General features: G+C 64.7%; 13 protein-coding genes. 3 read left to right on the top strand and 10 right to left on the bottom strand.

Features of this window, described 5'->3' with window-relative positions:
- Positions 1–182: 182 nt before the first annotated feature.
- Positions 183–1,904 (bottom strand): hybrid sensor histidine kinase/response regulator, encoded by a 1,722-nt coding sequence (locus tag PCA31118_RS04220; protein WP_150623197.1) that lies wholly within the window; start codon positions 1,902–1,904, stop codon positions 183–185.
- A gap of 29 nt (positions 1,905–1,933) precedes the next feature.
- On the opposite strand from PCA31118_RS04220, the gene PCA31118_RS04215 reads away from it, so the two are divergent.
- Positions 1,934–2,749 carry a PIG-L family deacetylase gene (locus PCA31118_RS04215; RefSeq protein ID WP_150623195.1) on the top strand — a complete coding sequence of 272 codons (816 nt, stop codon included), beginning with the start codon at positions 1,934–1,936 and terminating at the stop codon, positions 2,747–2,749.
- Entirely contained in the window at positions 2,728–3,672 is a 945-nt protein-coding gene (locus PCA31118_RS04210) for a glycosyltransferase family 2 protein (protein ID WP_150623193.1), read from the top strand. Before PCA31118_RS04215 ends, PCA31118_RS04210 begins: the two co-directional genes overlap by 22 nt.
- 55 nt (positions 3,673–3,727) lie before the next feature.
- Here PCA31118_RS04210 and PCA31118_RS04205 read toward each other — a convergent pair whose 3' ends face one another.
- Positions 3,728–5,101: a sigma-54-dependent transcriptional regulator gene (locus tag PCA31118_RS04205; RefSeq protein WP_150623191.1), complete on the bottom strand. Its 1,374-nt coding sequence runs from the start codon at positions 5,099–5,101 to the stop codon at positions 3,728–3,730.
- Positions 5,102–5,366: 265 nt separating this feature from the next.
- Between PCA31118_RS04205 and PCA31118_RS04200 the strand changes: the two genes are divergently transcribed.
- Positions 5,367–6,353, top strand: coding sequence for a sigma 54-interacting transcriptional regulator (locus PCA31118_RS04200; RefSeq protein WP_150623189.1), 987 nt, complete (start codon positions 5,367–5,369; stop codon positions 6,351–6,353).
- Between the two features lie 50 nt (positions 6,354–6,403).
- On the opposite strand, the gene PCA31118_RS04195 is transcribed toward PCA31118_RS04200, so the two are convergent.
- The 8 genes from PCA31118_RS04195 to PCA31118_RS04160 all read right to left on the bottom strand — a co-directional run bounded on the left by PCA31118_RS04195 (position 6,404) and on the right by PCA31118_RS04160 (position 14,761).
- Entirely contained in the window at positions 6,404–7,348 is a 945-nt protein-coding gene (locus PCA31118_RS04195) for a glycosyltransferase (RefSeq protein ID WP_150623186.1), read from the bottom strand.
- A complete protein-coding gene (locus PCA31118_RS04190; protein ID WP_425495323.1) occupies positions 7,348–8,490 on the bottom strand; it encodes a glycosyltransferase family 9 protein in 1,143 nt (380 codons plus the stop codon). Before PCA31118_RS04190 ends, PCA31118_RS04195 begins: the two co-directional genes overlap by 1 nt.
- A 68-nt stretch (positions 8,491–8,558) precedes the next feature.
- Positions 8,559–9,563, bottom strand: coding sequence for a glycosyltransferase family 2 protein (locus PCA31118_RS04185; RefSeq protein ID WP_150623184.1), 1,005 nt, complete (start codon positions 9,561–9,563; stop codon positions 8,559–8,561).
- Entirely contained in the window at positions 9,560–11,407 is a 1,848-nt protein-coding gene (locus tag PCA31118_RS04180) for a carbamoyltransferase family protein (RefSeq protein WP_150623182.1), read from the bottom strand. The genes PCA31118_RS04185 and PCA31118_RS04180 overlap by 4 nt, the downstream gene beginning before the upstream one ends.
- Before the next feature lies 1 nt (position 11,408).
- On the bottom strand, positions 11,409–12,599 hold the full coding sequence (locus PCA31118_RS04175) for a glycosyltransferase family 9 protein (RefSeq protein WP_150623180.1): 1,191 nt from the start codon (positions 12,597–12,599) through the stop codon (positions 11,409–11,411).
- Complete coding sequence (locus PCA31118_RS04170) at positions 12,596–13,222, bottom strand: D-glycero-alpha-D-manno-heptose-1,7-bisphosphate 7-phosphatase (protein WP_246190044.1); 627 nt, start codon at positions 13,220–13,222, stop codon at positions 12,596–12,598. The genes PCA31118_RS04175 and PCA31118_RS04170 overlap by 4 nt, the downstream gene beginning before the upstream one ends.
- Positions 13,213–13,986, bottom strand: a complete 774-nt coding sequence (locus PCA31118_RS04165) for an SDR family oxidoreductase (protein ID WP_150623178.1) — start codon at positions 13,984–13,986, stop codon at positions 13,213–13,215. The genes PCA31118_RS04170 and PCA31118_RS04165 overlap by 10 nt, the downstream gene beginning before the upstream one ends.
- 277 nt (positions 13,987–14,263) lie before the next feature.
- Positions 14,264–14,761 (bottom strand): hypothetical protein, encoded by a 498-nt coding sequence (locus PCA31118_RS04160; protein WP_150623176.1) that lies wholly within the window; start codon positions 14,759–14,761, stop codon positions 14,264–14,266.
- Positions 14,762–14,788 lie beyond the last annotated feature (27 nt).

Genomic DNA, 14,788 nt, shown 5'->3' with positions numbered 1-14,788 from the left:
AGGTTCGTGCCGCATTCGGACTTTTCCCGGGTTCATGTCGATGGCGACGTTTTTGGGGGGGCGAGACGGATCCGAAGCGCATGCGTCGTGCTGAGACGTCGGCCGGGGCATCGGGTAATTTTCACAGCGAGATTGAAATATTGGCGTGCCGGGCCGGCCATCATGGTGACCACGGCCCTCCCTCAGCGCGAGGTCAGCGTCAGAATCTGACGCGCCAGCGAACGCAATTCGACAGGCTTGGCAACATACGCGCCAAACCCTTCCGAAAGCGCCTGCCGGCGCAGCGCGCTGTCCGCGTGTGCGGTCACGGCGATCAGCGGCACGTCTGGCTGGCTGCCCCGCGCCGCGAATACCTCGCGCAACTGTCGTGCGAGCCAGAATCCATCGCCGTCCGGCATTGCCAGATCCGACAACACGATGGACGGCATCGACTCGTGCAAGGCAGCCAGCGCCTCGCGTCCGCTGCCGACTTCACGCACCTCCGCGCCCAAGGTGCGCAAGGCGGCTGCCAGACTCTCGCGCGACGGGTCGTCGTCGTCGACCAGCAAGATGCGCTGCCCCTGCAGGACCGTGGACGGGTGCATCGGCACGACCCGTGTGTCGGGTGCGAATGTGTTTGTGGCGGGTCGATCGTACGGCAAACGTACGGTGAAGCGACTGCCGGTACCGACACCGCAGCTGGCGACCTCCACGCTACCACCGTGCAATTCCGCGATGTGCCGCACGATCGACAGCCCCAGCCCGAGCCCACGACGCGGAGACACCGGTGCATCCGACTCACGCCGGAAGGCGTCGAAGACATGCGGCAGGAACTCGGCGGCAATGCCCTGCCCCGAATCGATCACGGACAGGCGCAGCCAGCGCGCGTCCTGCTCAAGCAATACCTTCACGTGCCCACCGCGGGGCGTGAACTTGATGGCGTTCGACACCAGATTCGTGAGCATCTGCCGCAGGCGCTCGCCATCGGCCAGCAGCATGCCGGTCGGTGCGGACATGCTCGACGTGAGCGTTACCCCTTCCGTGTTCGCCATGGTCTGCATCGTCACCGTGACGTCATGCACGATGCGTTCCAGGTCGACCAGCACGCGCTCCAGCCGGAGCTTTCCGGTCGCGAGCGACGAGACATCGAGAATGTCGTCGACCATGTGAGCCAACGAGCGCGCGCTGCGGTCGATCGCGTCGATGGCCTGCGACTGCATCGGCTGCCCTGAGGGGTGCCGAAGCACCTCAACCCATCCGTAGATGGCGTTGAGCGGTGTTCGCAATTCGTGGGAAACCGTGGCGAGCAACTCATCCTTCAGGCGATTTGACGTATCCGCCTGATCCCGTTCGTTGCGCGCTCCCCGAAGGGACTGACGAATACGACGGTTGTCGAGATGTCGCTTGCCTTCGTCACGCATGAGGACTGTCGCGCCGACACATTGGCCCGCCCGGTCACGCAATGGCGCGCTGGAAAACGTCGCACGGAACGGCCGCCCGTCGGCACGCAGGCACACGATATCGACCGCCGACGCGCGCGCTGCCTCGACACTTTTCGGAATCCGCAAGGGATGCTGCCTGAGCCAGTGCCGCGCAATGAACCGTGTCGCGACCTGTCCTACGGCCTGATCCGACGGCACCCCGAACATGCGCTCGGCGGCGGGATTCCAGTGAGTGATGCGAAGCTCGTTATCGACGCTCAACGTCGCGTTGGGCATGGCATCGAGCACCCGCTCGGCCTGGGGCGCACTACCGGTACGGCGGGACCAGCACGCGGCAAGCACGATGACCGGCACGTAGACCAATCCTGTGAGTTCAGCAGCGCCGGACGGGAGGCGAGTTCTCAGAACGAAATCCGTCGCCACAGCCGCCACCGTGACCCCGATGAGTGTCGCCACGCGTCCGGCACGAAACTTGCTGCTCACAATGGCCACCGAATTGATCGAGGACGCACATGACGCAAAGCCCCCTTCCCGAAGCTTGGGAAACGTCGAACTGGCTGGTGATATCGCCGCATCTCGACGATGCCGTTTTCAGCTGCGGACGGCTCCTTGCCGCTGCGCCCGGCGCCATCGTCGTCACCGTCTTCGCGGGTATTCCGCCGGACGACGTCGCGGCGCCGCCGTGGGACGAAGCCGCAGGTTTCGCGTCGGCCAATGCCGCCATGCAGGCGCGGCGTGCCGAGGACCTCGCTGCGCTCGGCATGCTCGGCGCGGAACCCATCTGGCTGCCGTTTCTCGACAGGCAGTATGTCGAAGGCAATACGGCGCAAGCCATTGCAACGGCACTCGGCGCCGTGATCGACAAATATCCGCAGCGCCGTGTGCTCAGTCCGCTCGGGTTGTTTCACAGCGATCATGCGCTTGTGTTCGATGCCGTGTGGGCAATGCTTCACGAGCGCACCCGGGCGCTCGCCGGTGCCACCGGTGCCGCCGGTGCGGATCTTGAGCCCGAACCCGGCACGGCGGACCTGGCACGCTGGTGGTTTTACGAGGACATGCCATACCGCCGCCTGAGCGGACTCGTGGGGGCGCGCATTGGCGCGTGGCGAGCGCAGGGGTACGCGCCGCGCCGCGTTGAACCCGTGCCTGCGCAAACCGGTAACGGCGCTGATGCCGCTGATGCCTCTGCTACGGACTACGGCGCGCGCAAGGTCCAGGCCATGGAGGCATACGAGAGCCAGTTGGGGCTCCTCGATCCCGAGGCGTTGATCGAACTGAATACTTCCGAGAGTTATTGGCAACTGCAATGGTCTCCTGTATCGCGCTAAGTGCATCTCCCGCCCGCGTCGTGGTGCGGCGAGATCCTCGCATCACCGTCGTTGTCCTGTCCTATCGGCGCCCGTTCGAATTGCGACGAACGCTGCGACGCCTTGTCGCGCTGCCGGAGCGCCCGGCCATCATCGTCGTCGATAACGGTTCCGAACGCGCGCTGGCGGACATGGTTCGGGAACAGTTCCCGGACGTGACATTGCTCCGCTCGGCGACGAACCTCGGGGCCTGCGCGCGCAACATCGGCGTACGCCATGCGCGAACGCCTTACGTCGCGTTTTGCGACGACGATACGTGGTGGGAACCCGGCTCCCTGTGTCTCGCCGCAGACCTGCTCGACAAACATACTCACATCGGTGCGCTGACGGCCCGCGTGCTCGTCGGCGTCGAGCGTCGTGAAGACAGCACCAGCACGATCATGCGCCACAGCCCGCTCCAGACCTTCGCCAGGCAACCCGGCCCCACGATTCTGGGTATGCTCGCCGGGGCGACCGTCTTTCGCCGATCCGCCTTCGTTGCCGCTGGCGGGTACCATCCGCGCTTCTTTCTCGGCGGCGAGGAAACACTGCTCGCACTGGACATTGCCGCGCGCGGCTGGACCCTTGTCTACAGTGACCAGTTGACCGTTCATCACTATCCTTCGCTCGTGCGCGACGCTGTCGCCCGGCGCGCCACGCTCGCTCGCAATGCGATCTGGACGGCGTGGCTGCGCTTTCCCCTGTGCGCCGCGTTGCGACAAACGTGGCGACATGCACCGCACGTCTGGCGCGAGGCCGGCGGCCTTGCCGGCTGGGCCCATACACTGCGCGGGCTTTCATGGATCCTGCGCGAGCGCAGCGTCATCCCACGGCGCGTGGAGGCGATGCGGCGACGCGTTGAAGCCGCAGAACTTGACCCCGCACTGGCGGGCGCGAGCGAGTAGCCCGGTGAATTCGCGAGAGATGTTGGTGAAGACGTCTCGACAACCGGCTCCCGGGTCATTGTGACTGCGCCTTCGGCCCGTCGTCCTTGTCGGGCGTCTCGGCCAGACGGCTGTATAGCGTCTTCAGGCTGATGTTGAGCATTTCGGCGGCCCTCGCCTTGACGCCACCGCACCGCGCCAGCGTCCCCAGAATCAGTTGCCTGTCCATGTCTTCCAGCGGTGTCTCCAGGGGAACCGTGACGCTGTCGTCGTTGACGATGGCTTCGTCGAACTCCGCGAGAATCGGCGGCGGCAGCGTCTCGATGACGTCGCCATCGTTGAGGATGCGCGCGCGATGCACGAGGTTGCGGAGCTCGCGCACGTTGCCCGGCCAGTCATACTCGCTGAGCGCTTCGAGTGTCGCATCGCTGAACCGCATCTGCCGACCATCGGTTTCGGTGAGCGACGCGAGAAACGACTTGGCCAGCATGGGGATATCGTCGCCGCGCTCACGCAGCGGTGGCAGCGTGACGGGAAAGACGTTCAGGCGGTGATAGAGATCGAGACGAAAGCGCCCTTCACTCACGGCGATTTCCGGATTCACGTTAGTCGCGGCGATGATGCGCACGTCCACGTCGATTTCCTGCGTCGAGCCGAGGCGCGTGAGGCGCCCCGTCTCGAGCACGCGAAGCAGTTTGACCTGCGATTCGAGCGGCATTTCGGTCACTTCGTCGAGAAACAGCGTGCCGCCGTCTGCGCGTTCGAAGAAGCCCTTGTGCTGCCGCTCGGCACCGGTGAAGCTGCCGCGATCATGGCCGAACATTTCGCTCTCGACCAGATTGGCGGCAATCGCGCCGCAATTCACGGCAACAAATGGCCCCTTGCGTCGCAAGCTGAGGTCATGCACCGTCTGCGCGGCAAGCTCTTTGCCCGTGCCCGACTCGCCCATCAGAAAGACCGACGCTTCGCTCGGCGCAACGCGGCCGATCGAGCGATAGACCGACTGCATGGCAGGTGAATTGCCGAGCATTCGACCGAACCGTCCGAGCTCCTGCAACTCGCGCCGCAACGCCAGAATCTCGCCGCGCAGTTCGTCGGGACGAGGCACCCGCGCAATGATGCTGTTCAGGCGCTGCATATTGATGGGTTTGACGAGATAATCCGCGGCGCCCCTGCGCAGAGCGTCGATGGCGCTGTCTACGCTGGCATGCCCGGTCATCACCACGACCTCGACACTCGCGGCATGCGGAAAATCGCCAAGCAAATCCAGTCCGTTGCCGTCGGGCAGCATAAGATCGGCAAGAATCAGATCGGGCACGCGTCTTGCCATCTTTTCGCGCGCAAGGGCGAGCGTCGGCACGGCATCGGACGTCAATTGCTGCGTCTGCACCACTGCGCTGAGCATGTCGCGCGTGTCCTGATCGTCTTCAACAATGAGTATGTATGGCATTGCGGTGCGCCCCAGTAGGATCGTTACGATCGCAATGTTCGGACAGCAGTCGAATTTCAAAGGTTGCGCGGGCGCCATGCAATGTGGCTATCCGAAAACCATCAGGCACCCAAACAATCAATCCGAAGCCGCGCTCGATGCGTTACCCTTTATAAATCGAAAAGCATCGAGCGTCTGTCAGCGCCGTCTTACAGAGCTGGCTACAGTGCTGGATACAGAGCCGGGATCACCGGCCGTTGTCGTCGGGGCAATCAGGGAGAAATGCATGGCAGTGCATGAGGATGCGTATGCGCGACTCGCCGGAGATTCGCGAAGCGTGACGGAGTTGCGTGCCAAGATCGAACGGTTAGCTAACGTACCGGCCAATGTATTGATCGTTGGCGAAAGCGGAAGCGGCAAGGAAGTCGTTGCCCGATATCTTCACGACGCGGGTCCGCGTCATCCCCTTCCGTTCGTCGCCGTGAACTGTGCCGCCATTCCTCACGAACTGGCCGAGTCGCAGTTGTTCGGCCATGAGCGCGGCAGCTTTACCGGCGCCGTTTCGCAACGCCTCGGGGTCTTTGAGGCCGCTTCGGACGGCACCTTGTTTCTCGACGAGATTCAGGACATGCCATTGCCGTTGCAGGTGAAGTTGCTGCGCGCACTCGAGACCCGCACGGTAGTGCGGGTCGGCGGGAGCGAGCCGGTGGGCTTCACTGCGCGGGTCGTTGCCGCGACCCACGCTCACCCGGGGCGCGCGGTGCGCGAGGGGCGTCTGCGCGAGGACCTGCTCTTCCGTCTGGCGGCGTTCACCCTTTACGTGCCGCCGTTGCGACGTCGTGACAACGATGTGATCGCTCTGGCGCAGACCCACCTCGACCGCCTCAATACGGCAAGCGGCACGGCAAAGCGGTTTTCGGCACAATCGCTGGCCGTATTGCGCCGACATACGTGGCCGGGTAACGTGCGCGAGTTGCACAACACGATCGAGCGTGCGTTCATCATGACGGATGGCGATCTGGATCTCCAACCGCTGCCGGTGCCGAAACAGCGCGAAGAACTGCGCGACGGCGCGCTCAACATTCCCATCGGCGCCACGCTCGCGCAGGCCCAGCAGGCGTTTATCGCCGCCACGTTGCAGCACTTCGACGGCGACAAGCCGCGAACGGCGAAGGCGCTCGGCATCAGCCTGAAGACGCTCTACAACCGGCTGGCGTTGATGACGCAGGACACCGCCCAGTCCGAAGGGATGGCCGTCGCAGCCACGGGTTGAGGTGGGTGAGTGCGGGCGGATGCGAGCCGGAAACGATATGGCGGCTCCGCCTACTGCGTCAGCTCCCGCAGTGCGCGGTCCCAATCCTGCGCAAAGCGGCCGATATTGAACCGTGCCTGCGCGTCGCGCCGTGCCGCTTGTCCCCATTCGGCAGCGAGCGCCGGATCGCGTATCAACTGCCGCATGGCGTCCGCAAGCACGTCCAGCCGCGTGTCGGCCACACCGTTGTGCCCCGAGCGAATCAGCATCGCCATTTCCGTCGTGGCCAGCGCCACGACCGGAAGACCTGCCATCATGGCTTCGATCACCGCCAGCCCGAGGCTGGTATAGCGGATCGGGTTGAAAAAGAACCGGTATGCCGACATGAAACGCGGTAGTTCCGATGCCGGTATTTCGCCGATCCCACCCAGCGCCTGAGCATCCATGCCGACAAGGTCCAGCGGGATTTCGCACCTGAGCTGCCCGAATATGTCGGCCCCGAGCCGGCGTCCCCGCCGAGCGAGATGGTTCACGACCGTGATGCCCTTCGGCAACGTGCCGTGCCACTCGACCTCGTCGACCATCTTCACCCCATGCTCGATCACTCGCGTAGGGGTATCGCCCGAATCCCACATCAGCGCGTTGAACGGCGTGACGTGGATCAGCATGACGTCAGGGTCTTGCACCGGATGACGCGTATTCGTCGGATGTGCCTGCGGCGGATCATGTTCGACGAACGCGGTGGGCAGGCGCTGTTGTGCCTCGCTCAGAAGCGCTGGCCCGTCTTCGAGATAGTGACGGTGGTGCTGATAAAGGACGCAGTCGAATTCGGTGTGCGGCACCGCGTGATACGGCACTTCGTACACGTTCCCGCCCCACGGCAAGGCGCTTCCGCAGCCGGCATAGCCAGCCGGATTTCCGGGCTTCGTCACGATGTAAAAGTCGTGCGGCGCCTGAGACAGATAAAACAGGTAGTTGCCGTGGACCTGCCATGTCAGTACTTTCAGTCGTTTCATCACCTGTCTCCCGCCCCGGTGCTGATGTCTGCGCGTGTATCGACGTTCAGCCTCGTTTGCACATGACGCATGACCTCGGCCACCGAGATGTCGTTCGCGCATTCATGTCCATATGGGCACGTATGAAACATGCACGGGCGGCATGCTGGGTACTTCGCCACGACGTGGTGGCGCGCAGTGTCGAGCGGCGCCCATCGCGGGACATCGCTGCCGCATGCGACCACGACGCTGCGCGTGCCAAGTGCGGCGGCAATGTGCGAGACGCCGGTGTCGTTGCAAATCAGTAGCCGCGCATGCGCGATCAGTGCTGCGAGAGTGCCCAGCGACGTCTTGCTGCAAAAGTCGACAATGGGCTCGTGCGCGCGCGTCGTCAGCGCGTCGGCAATCTCGCGCTCCTGTGCGCCGCCGGTGAGGATGACCCGATAGCCCAGGCGCGTTACCTTGTCGGCGATGCTGGCGAAGCGCTCCACCGGCCAGCGGCGCGATGGCATCCGTGAGCCGGGATGCACCACGACGAATCGGCCCGGTTCGAGCCGGAATTTGTCGCAGAGCACCTGAAAGGTCGCGTAATCGAGAGCCGCCAACGGGAATTCGAGATGATCGCCCCACGCCTGATAGCCCATTGCCTGAGTGAGCGCGAGACAGCGGTGCACTTCCGATCCGGTCTCCGGCCACGGTAGTCCGTGCGCAATGCCCTCGTCAGGCTCCCGCGGCGAGCCTGGCAGCCTATCCGGCGGTGGCACGAACCCGACACACCGGTCGGCCCCCATCCGGCTGACGACGGCGTTCGAATAACCGCCGCTGCCATGCAATTGCACCGCCAGATCGAAGTGCCGGTCCTGGCACTGACGCTCGAAGGCGTGCAGTCTTTCGGCGTCGGTGTTCTGCTCCGGCAATCCCGGCGCGCCCGGGAATGGCAGAAAGTCGTCGATGTACTCCTTGAAGCGCGCGGCGAACGATTCGGCCCACGGCAAACCCGCGAGCGTGATGCGCGCCGACGGCTCGCCTAGCCGGATCGCCCGGAGCGCCGGCACCGCGCACAGCATGTCGCCGAGTTGCAGCGCCCGGAACACGACAATGCGTCGATGCGTGCCAAGACCGGGAATGTCCATGCGCACGGGCGGCTCGCTCGGCAGCGGCATGCTCGGCGAGCGGGTCGCCATGGCGAATGTGCGAGGGCTGGAATGGTTGGGATGGCTGGGGAAGCGGCTCATAGGAATAGCACCTTGAAATGAAGGCCGCCCCGCATACGCCAGTACAAGGAAACCGGTGGGATGACGATCGACGTCCAGACCATTTCGGCCACGTGCGCGGGCGTGCGCGCGGTATGCCGCAAGCGTCTGACGCAAAACATGGCGGTGGCCGCCGCCCAAACGGCGAGCGCCACGGTGGCCGTCGGATACTGGCCAAAGGCGAACAGCAAAACGGCGCCCAGCAACGCAATGCCGGCCGTGTAGTACAGCCAGGGCGGCGATGGCCGAATGTGACGGCGGTAGAGCGCGGGATACTTCTTGTAGAGCAAGGCGTCGAAAAACACTTTCGACTGCTGCCCGATGCTCACGCCCCAATGCGCGGGCCGCACCGGATGCACGACCTTCGCACCGCGCGCAAAGGAAATCGCGCCCAATGCGCGCAACGCGAACATGAGATCGGCGTCTTCCCGCCATGCGCGCGTGAAGCGCTCGTCGAAACCGCCCACGGCCTCAAGCGCACTTCGCCGCACGAAGCAGTTGGCCGTCGCGAATTCGGCATGGGCCAGTCCGCTGGCGTCGCGCTCGTAATCGGTCGGCGGATCCGGGATCGGCATGTCGATCTCGCCCGCGACGGCGACCGCTTCGGGCTCGCGCAGCAGCGCCGCACATCCCCCACGTAGCCATAGCGGATCGGGAATCGTGTCGTCGTCGGTGAAAGCGACGACCGAGGCCCTCGCGCATCGCCAACCGGCATTGCGGGCAGCAGCCGGGCCCTGAGTCCGAGTGACCGGCAGGTAGATCACGTCGGGCGCGCCTGCCGTTCGCGACCGGATTCGCTCGACGACCTCGCGCGTCGCGTCGTCAGGCCCGTCGTCCGCAACGATGATCTCGAACGCCTGGGCGTCGAATTGCTGCGCGCACAGCGCCGTCAGGCAACGGTGCAACAGGTCGGGGCGTCGCCACGTCGGCACGACCACGGAGACGACCGGCGCAGCACGTGTCGCATCACGATCGTCGGTCATTGCGGCTTCTCCAGCAGATATGGCCCGATGACGAGGGCATCGAGCGGCGAAGCCCAAAAGCACTCCACCGCGTCGCGCGGCGTGCATACGATGGGCTCGCCGCGTGTGTTGAACGAGGTATTGACGAGCACGGGCACCCCGGTCAACGCTTCGAATTCGGTGAGCAGTGCGTGATACGTCGGGTTTTGCAACGCGTTGACCGTTTGCACTCGCGCGGTGCCATCGACGTGACAAACGGCGGGGATGCGCGCCTCCTGCTCAGGCACGATCCCGTAGACGAACAACATGAAAGGTGCGTACAGCGTGGCCTCATCTCCCGGCTTGCCGGGGCGTCGTGCCCGGAACCATTCGTGCGCCTTTTCTTCGAGCACGACGGGTGCCACGGGCCGGAAATCCTCACGATCCTTAATCTGATTCAGGCGCTGCTGCATGCCGGGATCGACCGGTGAGGCGAGAATCGAGCGCGCCCCCAGCGCCCGCGGACCAAACTCCATGCGCCCTTGAAACCAACCGATCACCCGGTTTTGCGCGAGTATCGCAGCCGTCTCGCGAGGCACGTCGTCCATCCGGCGATAGCGCAGTTTGGCCTCGTCGAGAAACGCCTGAATGGCCGCCTCGTCATATGACGGGCCGAGATACGCGTGTTCCATGCGCCAGGGCCCGCGTGTGCCCCGTTGCTCAAAGTCGACCCAGAGCGCCGCGCCCAGCGCCGTCCCCGCGTCGCCGGCCGCCGGCTGGACCCACACCTGATCGAAAGGACCGTCGTCGCGCACGCGCGCATTCATCACGCAATTGAGCGCTACGCCGCCAGCCATTGCGAGACAACGCTCTCCCGTCTCTTGCGAGAGCCACGCCGTCATGTCGAGCACGATGGATTCCAGCGTGTCCTGCAGCGAACGCGCAATGTCGAAATGGCGATGCTCCAGCGGCCACCCACGTTGCCTTGCAGGCCCCAGCAGTTCGGTCAGATCGCGGTCCGTGACAACGTATTCGCCGTTATCGATATACCGCGCGAGCGCTTGCATCTCCGGCATGAACGACGGATTTCCGAACGACGCGAGCGCCATCACCTTGTATTCGTCCGATGAGTGAAGGAATCCCAGATGGCGCGTAATGCGCTCATAGAGCAGACCGAGCGAGTTCGGCAGGTCGATCTGCTTGATGCGCTGATAGCGATTGCCGTCGAACAGTCCATAGCTGGTCGTGGCGATTTCGCCCCGGCCATCCATCGTCAGCACAGCGCACCGCTCGAACGGCGCGGCGAGGAACGCGCTAGCCTCGTGGGAGAGATGGTGCTCGACGTTGTGCCAGGCGTGCGGGCCATCATGACGCAGCCCGCGAAAGCGCTTTTGCAGGTGATGTGGCGCACCGTCGGCCAGTTGTCGCGGCGCATTGGCGACGTAGGACAGAAACAGCGGATCCCACGGCGACCCGTCGCCAACGGGGCGGGCATGGGCCGACGGCATCAGAGGCAGTTGCATGAACGCGTTGTGCCCGGGGGCGGCAACATAGCCAGCGCCATCGCCATGGACCGCCTCGCGCAGGTCGATGCCGGGAATGTCGCCGCGCGCCACTTGCAGCCAGGGATCGTAGGCGTAGGCCACGTTGTGGACGTCGCGCATTTCGATATCGGCCGTTTGCAGGCAATAGTCGATCGCGTGGTACGGCAATTCCCACGCCGAAAACGGCACAGGCCGCTTTCCGTGCTTGATGTGAGTGAAACGCTCCTCTTCGGCCGCGGCAACGACTTCGCCGTCGCGAATCAGGCAAGCGGCACTGTCATGAAAGGCGGCGTTGATACCCAGCGTGTAACGGGTGGCTGACGGTGGTGCAAGCGACGACATATCATCGGCTCCTTGAGTGAATCGGGTGCACGTTGCGCGCGACGTCCCCAACCGGGCCGGGGCGACGCGGTCCCGGCTCCGGCGCCTGCGTTCGAAGCAGCGCCACTGGCGAGGTCTCGCGCGGCGTGCCGGACGACAGCAGATGGCGAGCCGCCGCGAGAACGGCATCGGGCGACACCCCGGTCAGACAGGGATGCCCGGGGACCGCGCACTCGCTCCGATAGCAGTTCCGGCACGGCACATCGACGTTGAGCACACGATGCGGCACCTGCCACGGGCGATGCTGGGGGTTGGTCAGCGCGTAAAGATCGACGACCGGCGTGCCGACAGCGGCCGCGATATGGACCGGCCCGGTGTTATTGGCGACGAGCAGGTCTGCGCGCTCGATGAGCGCGGCGAGCTTGCCAAGCGACAGCGCTCCGGCCAGCGGCAGGGCCTTCTTGCCGATCCGGGCGCAGACCGCCGCGACAAGCGCGTGTTCCTCGTGTGAACCGGTCACGGCAATGCCATCGAAGTCGTTCGCGAGTTGCGCACCGGCCTGCGCGAAACGCTCCGCCGGCCATCGCCGCGACGGCGCAGTCGCTCCCGGGTGAATGACCAGCCACCGCCCGCGGGCGTGGCGGTTGCCCGCCGTGGCAAGCAATTGCGATACGGCGCGTCTGTCCTGACGCTGCACGTCGAAGCCCAGTCGCTCGTCGGAGGCGAGCGCGCCGACCGACTGCACCAGCGCAAGCTGGCGAACGACCTCGTGCCGTGTGCCCGCGTGCGGCTCGCTCTCGACGATACGGTCGGTGAGCAAGGCGTATGGATTTTCCCGGCAATGCGCGAGCCGCAGCGGAATCCCGGCAAGACGACACATCATCGCGGCGGGCAACGGGCTTTGCGAGTAGACGGTGAAAATCACAGCCGCGTCGAAGTGCCCTGCCCTGAGCTTGTCGATCATCGAGAAATCCGCCTCCGATGTCGTTGTCAGCGCGTGTTTGACCCACGGCGCGTCATAGGCCCAGACATCGTCGACCATGTTCAGGTACGGCGCCAGCTTGGCGGCGGACGACGACGTCAGCAGCGTCAGATGCCGGTCGGTGCCGGATTGTTTGAGGGCTCGCATTGCGGGTGTCGTCATCAGGACGTCCCCCATGTTGTCGAGCCTCACGCACAGAATGCGTCGTGCCGCGCGCCAATAGCTCATCATGATTTCCCCAGAGGTAGCAGAGGTGACGGCGCCGCGTCGCGCACATAGGTCAACACCAGCCGGGCTGCGGCGTCGACACTGCCCACGGTGTGGTCCGGCGTTCGATGGGCGCCGCTGCGCCACATCGTTTCGTTGCCGCAATCGACGAGGATGGTCCGGCATCCCGCGACATTGCCCGCCTCGACATCGTCGAGAATGTCCCCGATCATCCAGCACGACGACAGCGGCACGCCGATGTGTCGCGCCGCGGCCTGCAACAGTCCCGGGGCAGGTTTTCGGCAGGTGCAGGCCGTCCGATAGGCGGCGTCGCGTCCTTCCGGATGGTGCGGACAGTAGAAGAAGCCGGCGAAGTCGACGCCGTAATACGTCATCGCGCGAGACAGGTAATCGCGCACGTCCCCGAGCGACGTTTCCGCGAAATAGCCGAACGCGACCCCCGGTTGATTGGAGACGACGGCAACGGGCCACCGGAGCGTCGCGAAATCGCGCAGCGCCTGCTCCGCGCCAGGCGCCAGACGGATTCGGTCGGCGTCGACGTTGAACGGCTCGTCGTCGATGAGCGTGCCGTCCTTGTCGATCAGAATGGCGCCGGTCATGGCGGGCGCCCCGCCGATCACGGCCATGAGGTTTCGCGCATGGGCAGCACCATCACCTCGGGGATGACCGTGCCTTCGGGTTGCGTGAGCACGAAGCGCACGGTATTCGCCACGTTCTCGGGTGGTTGCAGGGTCGACTCGTCGATGTCCGGAAAGCGATCGAGCAGGAACGGGGTGCGCATGCCGCCGGCGACGATGGCCGTCACCTTGATGCCGGCCTCACGCAATTCGGCGTGCAGCGCGTGCGAGAGGCCCAGCAGGCCCCACTTCGTCGCGTGATAGGCCGAAGCGTTGGGCCATGCACGTTTGGCTGCCGTCGAGGCGATATTGACGATATGTCCGCCCCCGCTTGCCCGCATCATCGGGACGGCCGCGTGGCACATCAGATACGGGCCGAACAGATTGGTCATGAGGACGTCGTGCCACGCGCTCGCGCCGACTTCATCGACCGGCGCGGTAATGTCGATGCCCGCGTTATTGACGATGACGTCGAGGCCGCCCATGCGCGTGCGGGCGTCGTGAACGGCCTCGGTCACGGATGCTTCGTGGCGCACGTCGAAGCACTGAAACGCAACGTCGAGCCCTCGCGCGGCGAGCGATTCGCACGTGTTCGATGCGCTGGCGCGATCGACGTCCGCAAGCGTCACGCGAGCGCCAGCGCTCGCGAGGTTTTCACAGATGGCCGCGCCCAACCCTCTCGCGCCGCCCGTCACGAGAACATGCTTTCCACGTAACGACGCGTCGAGGGGCGTTGCGACATGACTCGTGTCGCGGTTTTCCTTTGCTGACATGCTGGCTCCTGAGAGACATGAGATAGTGAGCGACGCTTGATTCGACAAGCGTATGTCTGTCATAGAGCGAATTACGTGCCACATCGCACAGGGGAGCCGCTGCACTAGGGAGCTACATGTGCAACTCGTTGTTTCATAACGCCTTACGACGAATGAGTCGTGAGCGGGGACGGGCTCGGCAATGGGCAACGTTGGCGGATCTGGCGGCGGTCCTCTGCCTTTCTGCCAGCCGCATGTAATTTGGCGTCGACGCGACAGCGTGCGGCGCACGCGCCCCTCAGTCTCCGTTCAGCGCCAAGGTCTCCACGGTTCCGTTGGCGCGGTGCTGCGCCATCGCGCGCAGACAATGGGCGACGCATCCGGCGAGCGCTTCGTCGAAATGCGGCAGCGCGCCGGAGACCCCCACGACGATGCCGTGCTGCGCGACACTGCCCCAGAGATTGGTGTCACCGCAGCGCAGGCGATAGGGCTCGCAAAGCTGCACCACCCGGCTGTCCTTGCCTGTCAGCCATGAGACGCGAGCCTTCGCGCGCGCATACGCACCGTAATCGGCATCCCACTGCTTCGGGTCCGGCAATGACAACTCATAGAGGATGGACTCCTCGAACGTCGCCACGTCGGGCCCCATGGCGGGGTCCATGACGACGATGTGCAGACAACCGCTTTGCCCGACGATGTCGTTTTGCATGGCATTGAGCAGCGTCGGCATCAGCAGTTCCAGGGCAGCGATGGCCGCTGCGCGATTGGCGAAGTGACTTCCTTGGTAGCGTGTCATATCAGCGTCGGTGAGGTTCAGTGGGAT

It is taken from the genome of Pandoraea captiosa (assembly GCF_902459775.1).
Taxonomy (GTDB): Bacteria; Pseudomonadota; Gammaproteobacteria; order Burkholderiales; family Burkholderiaceae; genus Pandoraea; species Pandoraea captiosa.
Note: the sequence above shows the minus strand (reverse complement) of the source record. Positions and strands in the feature narration are given on the sequence as shown.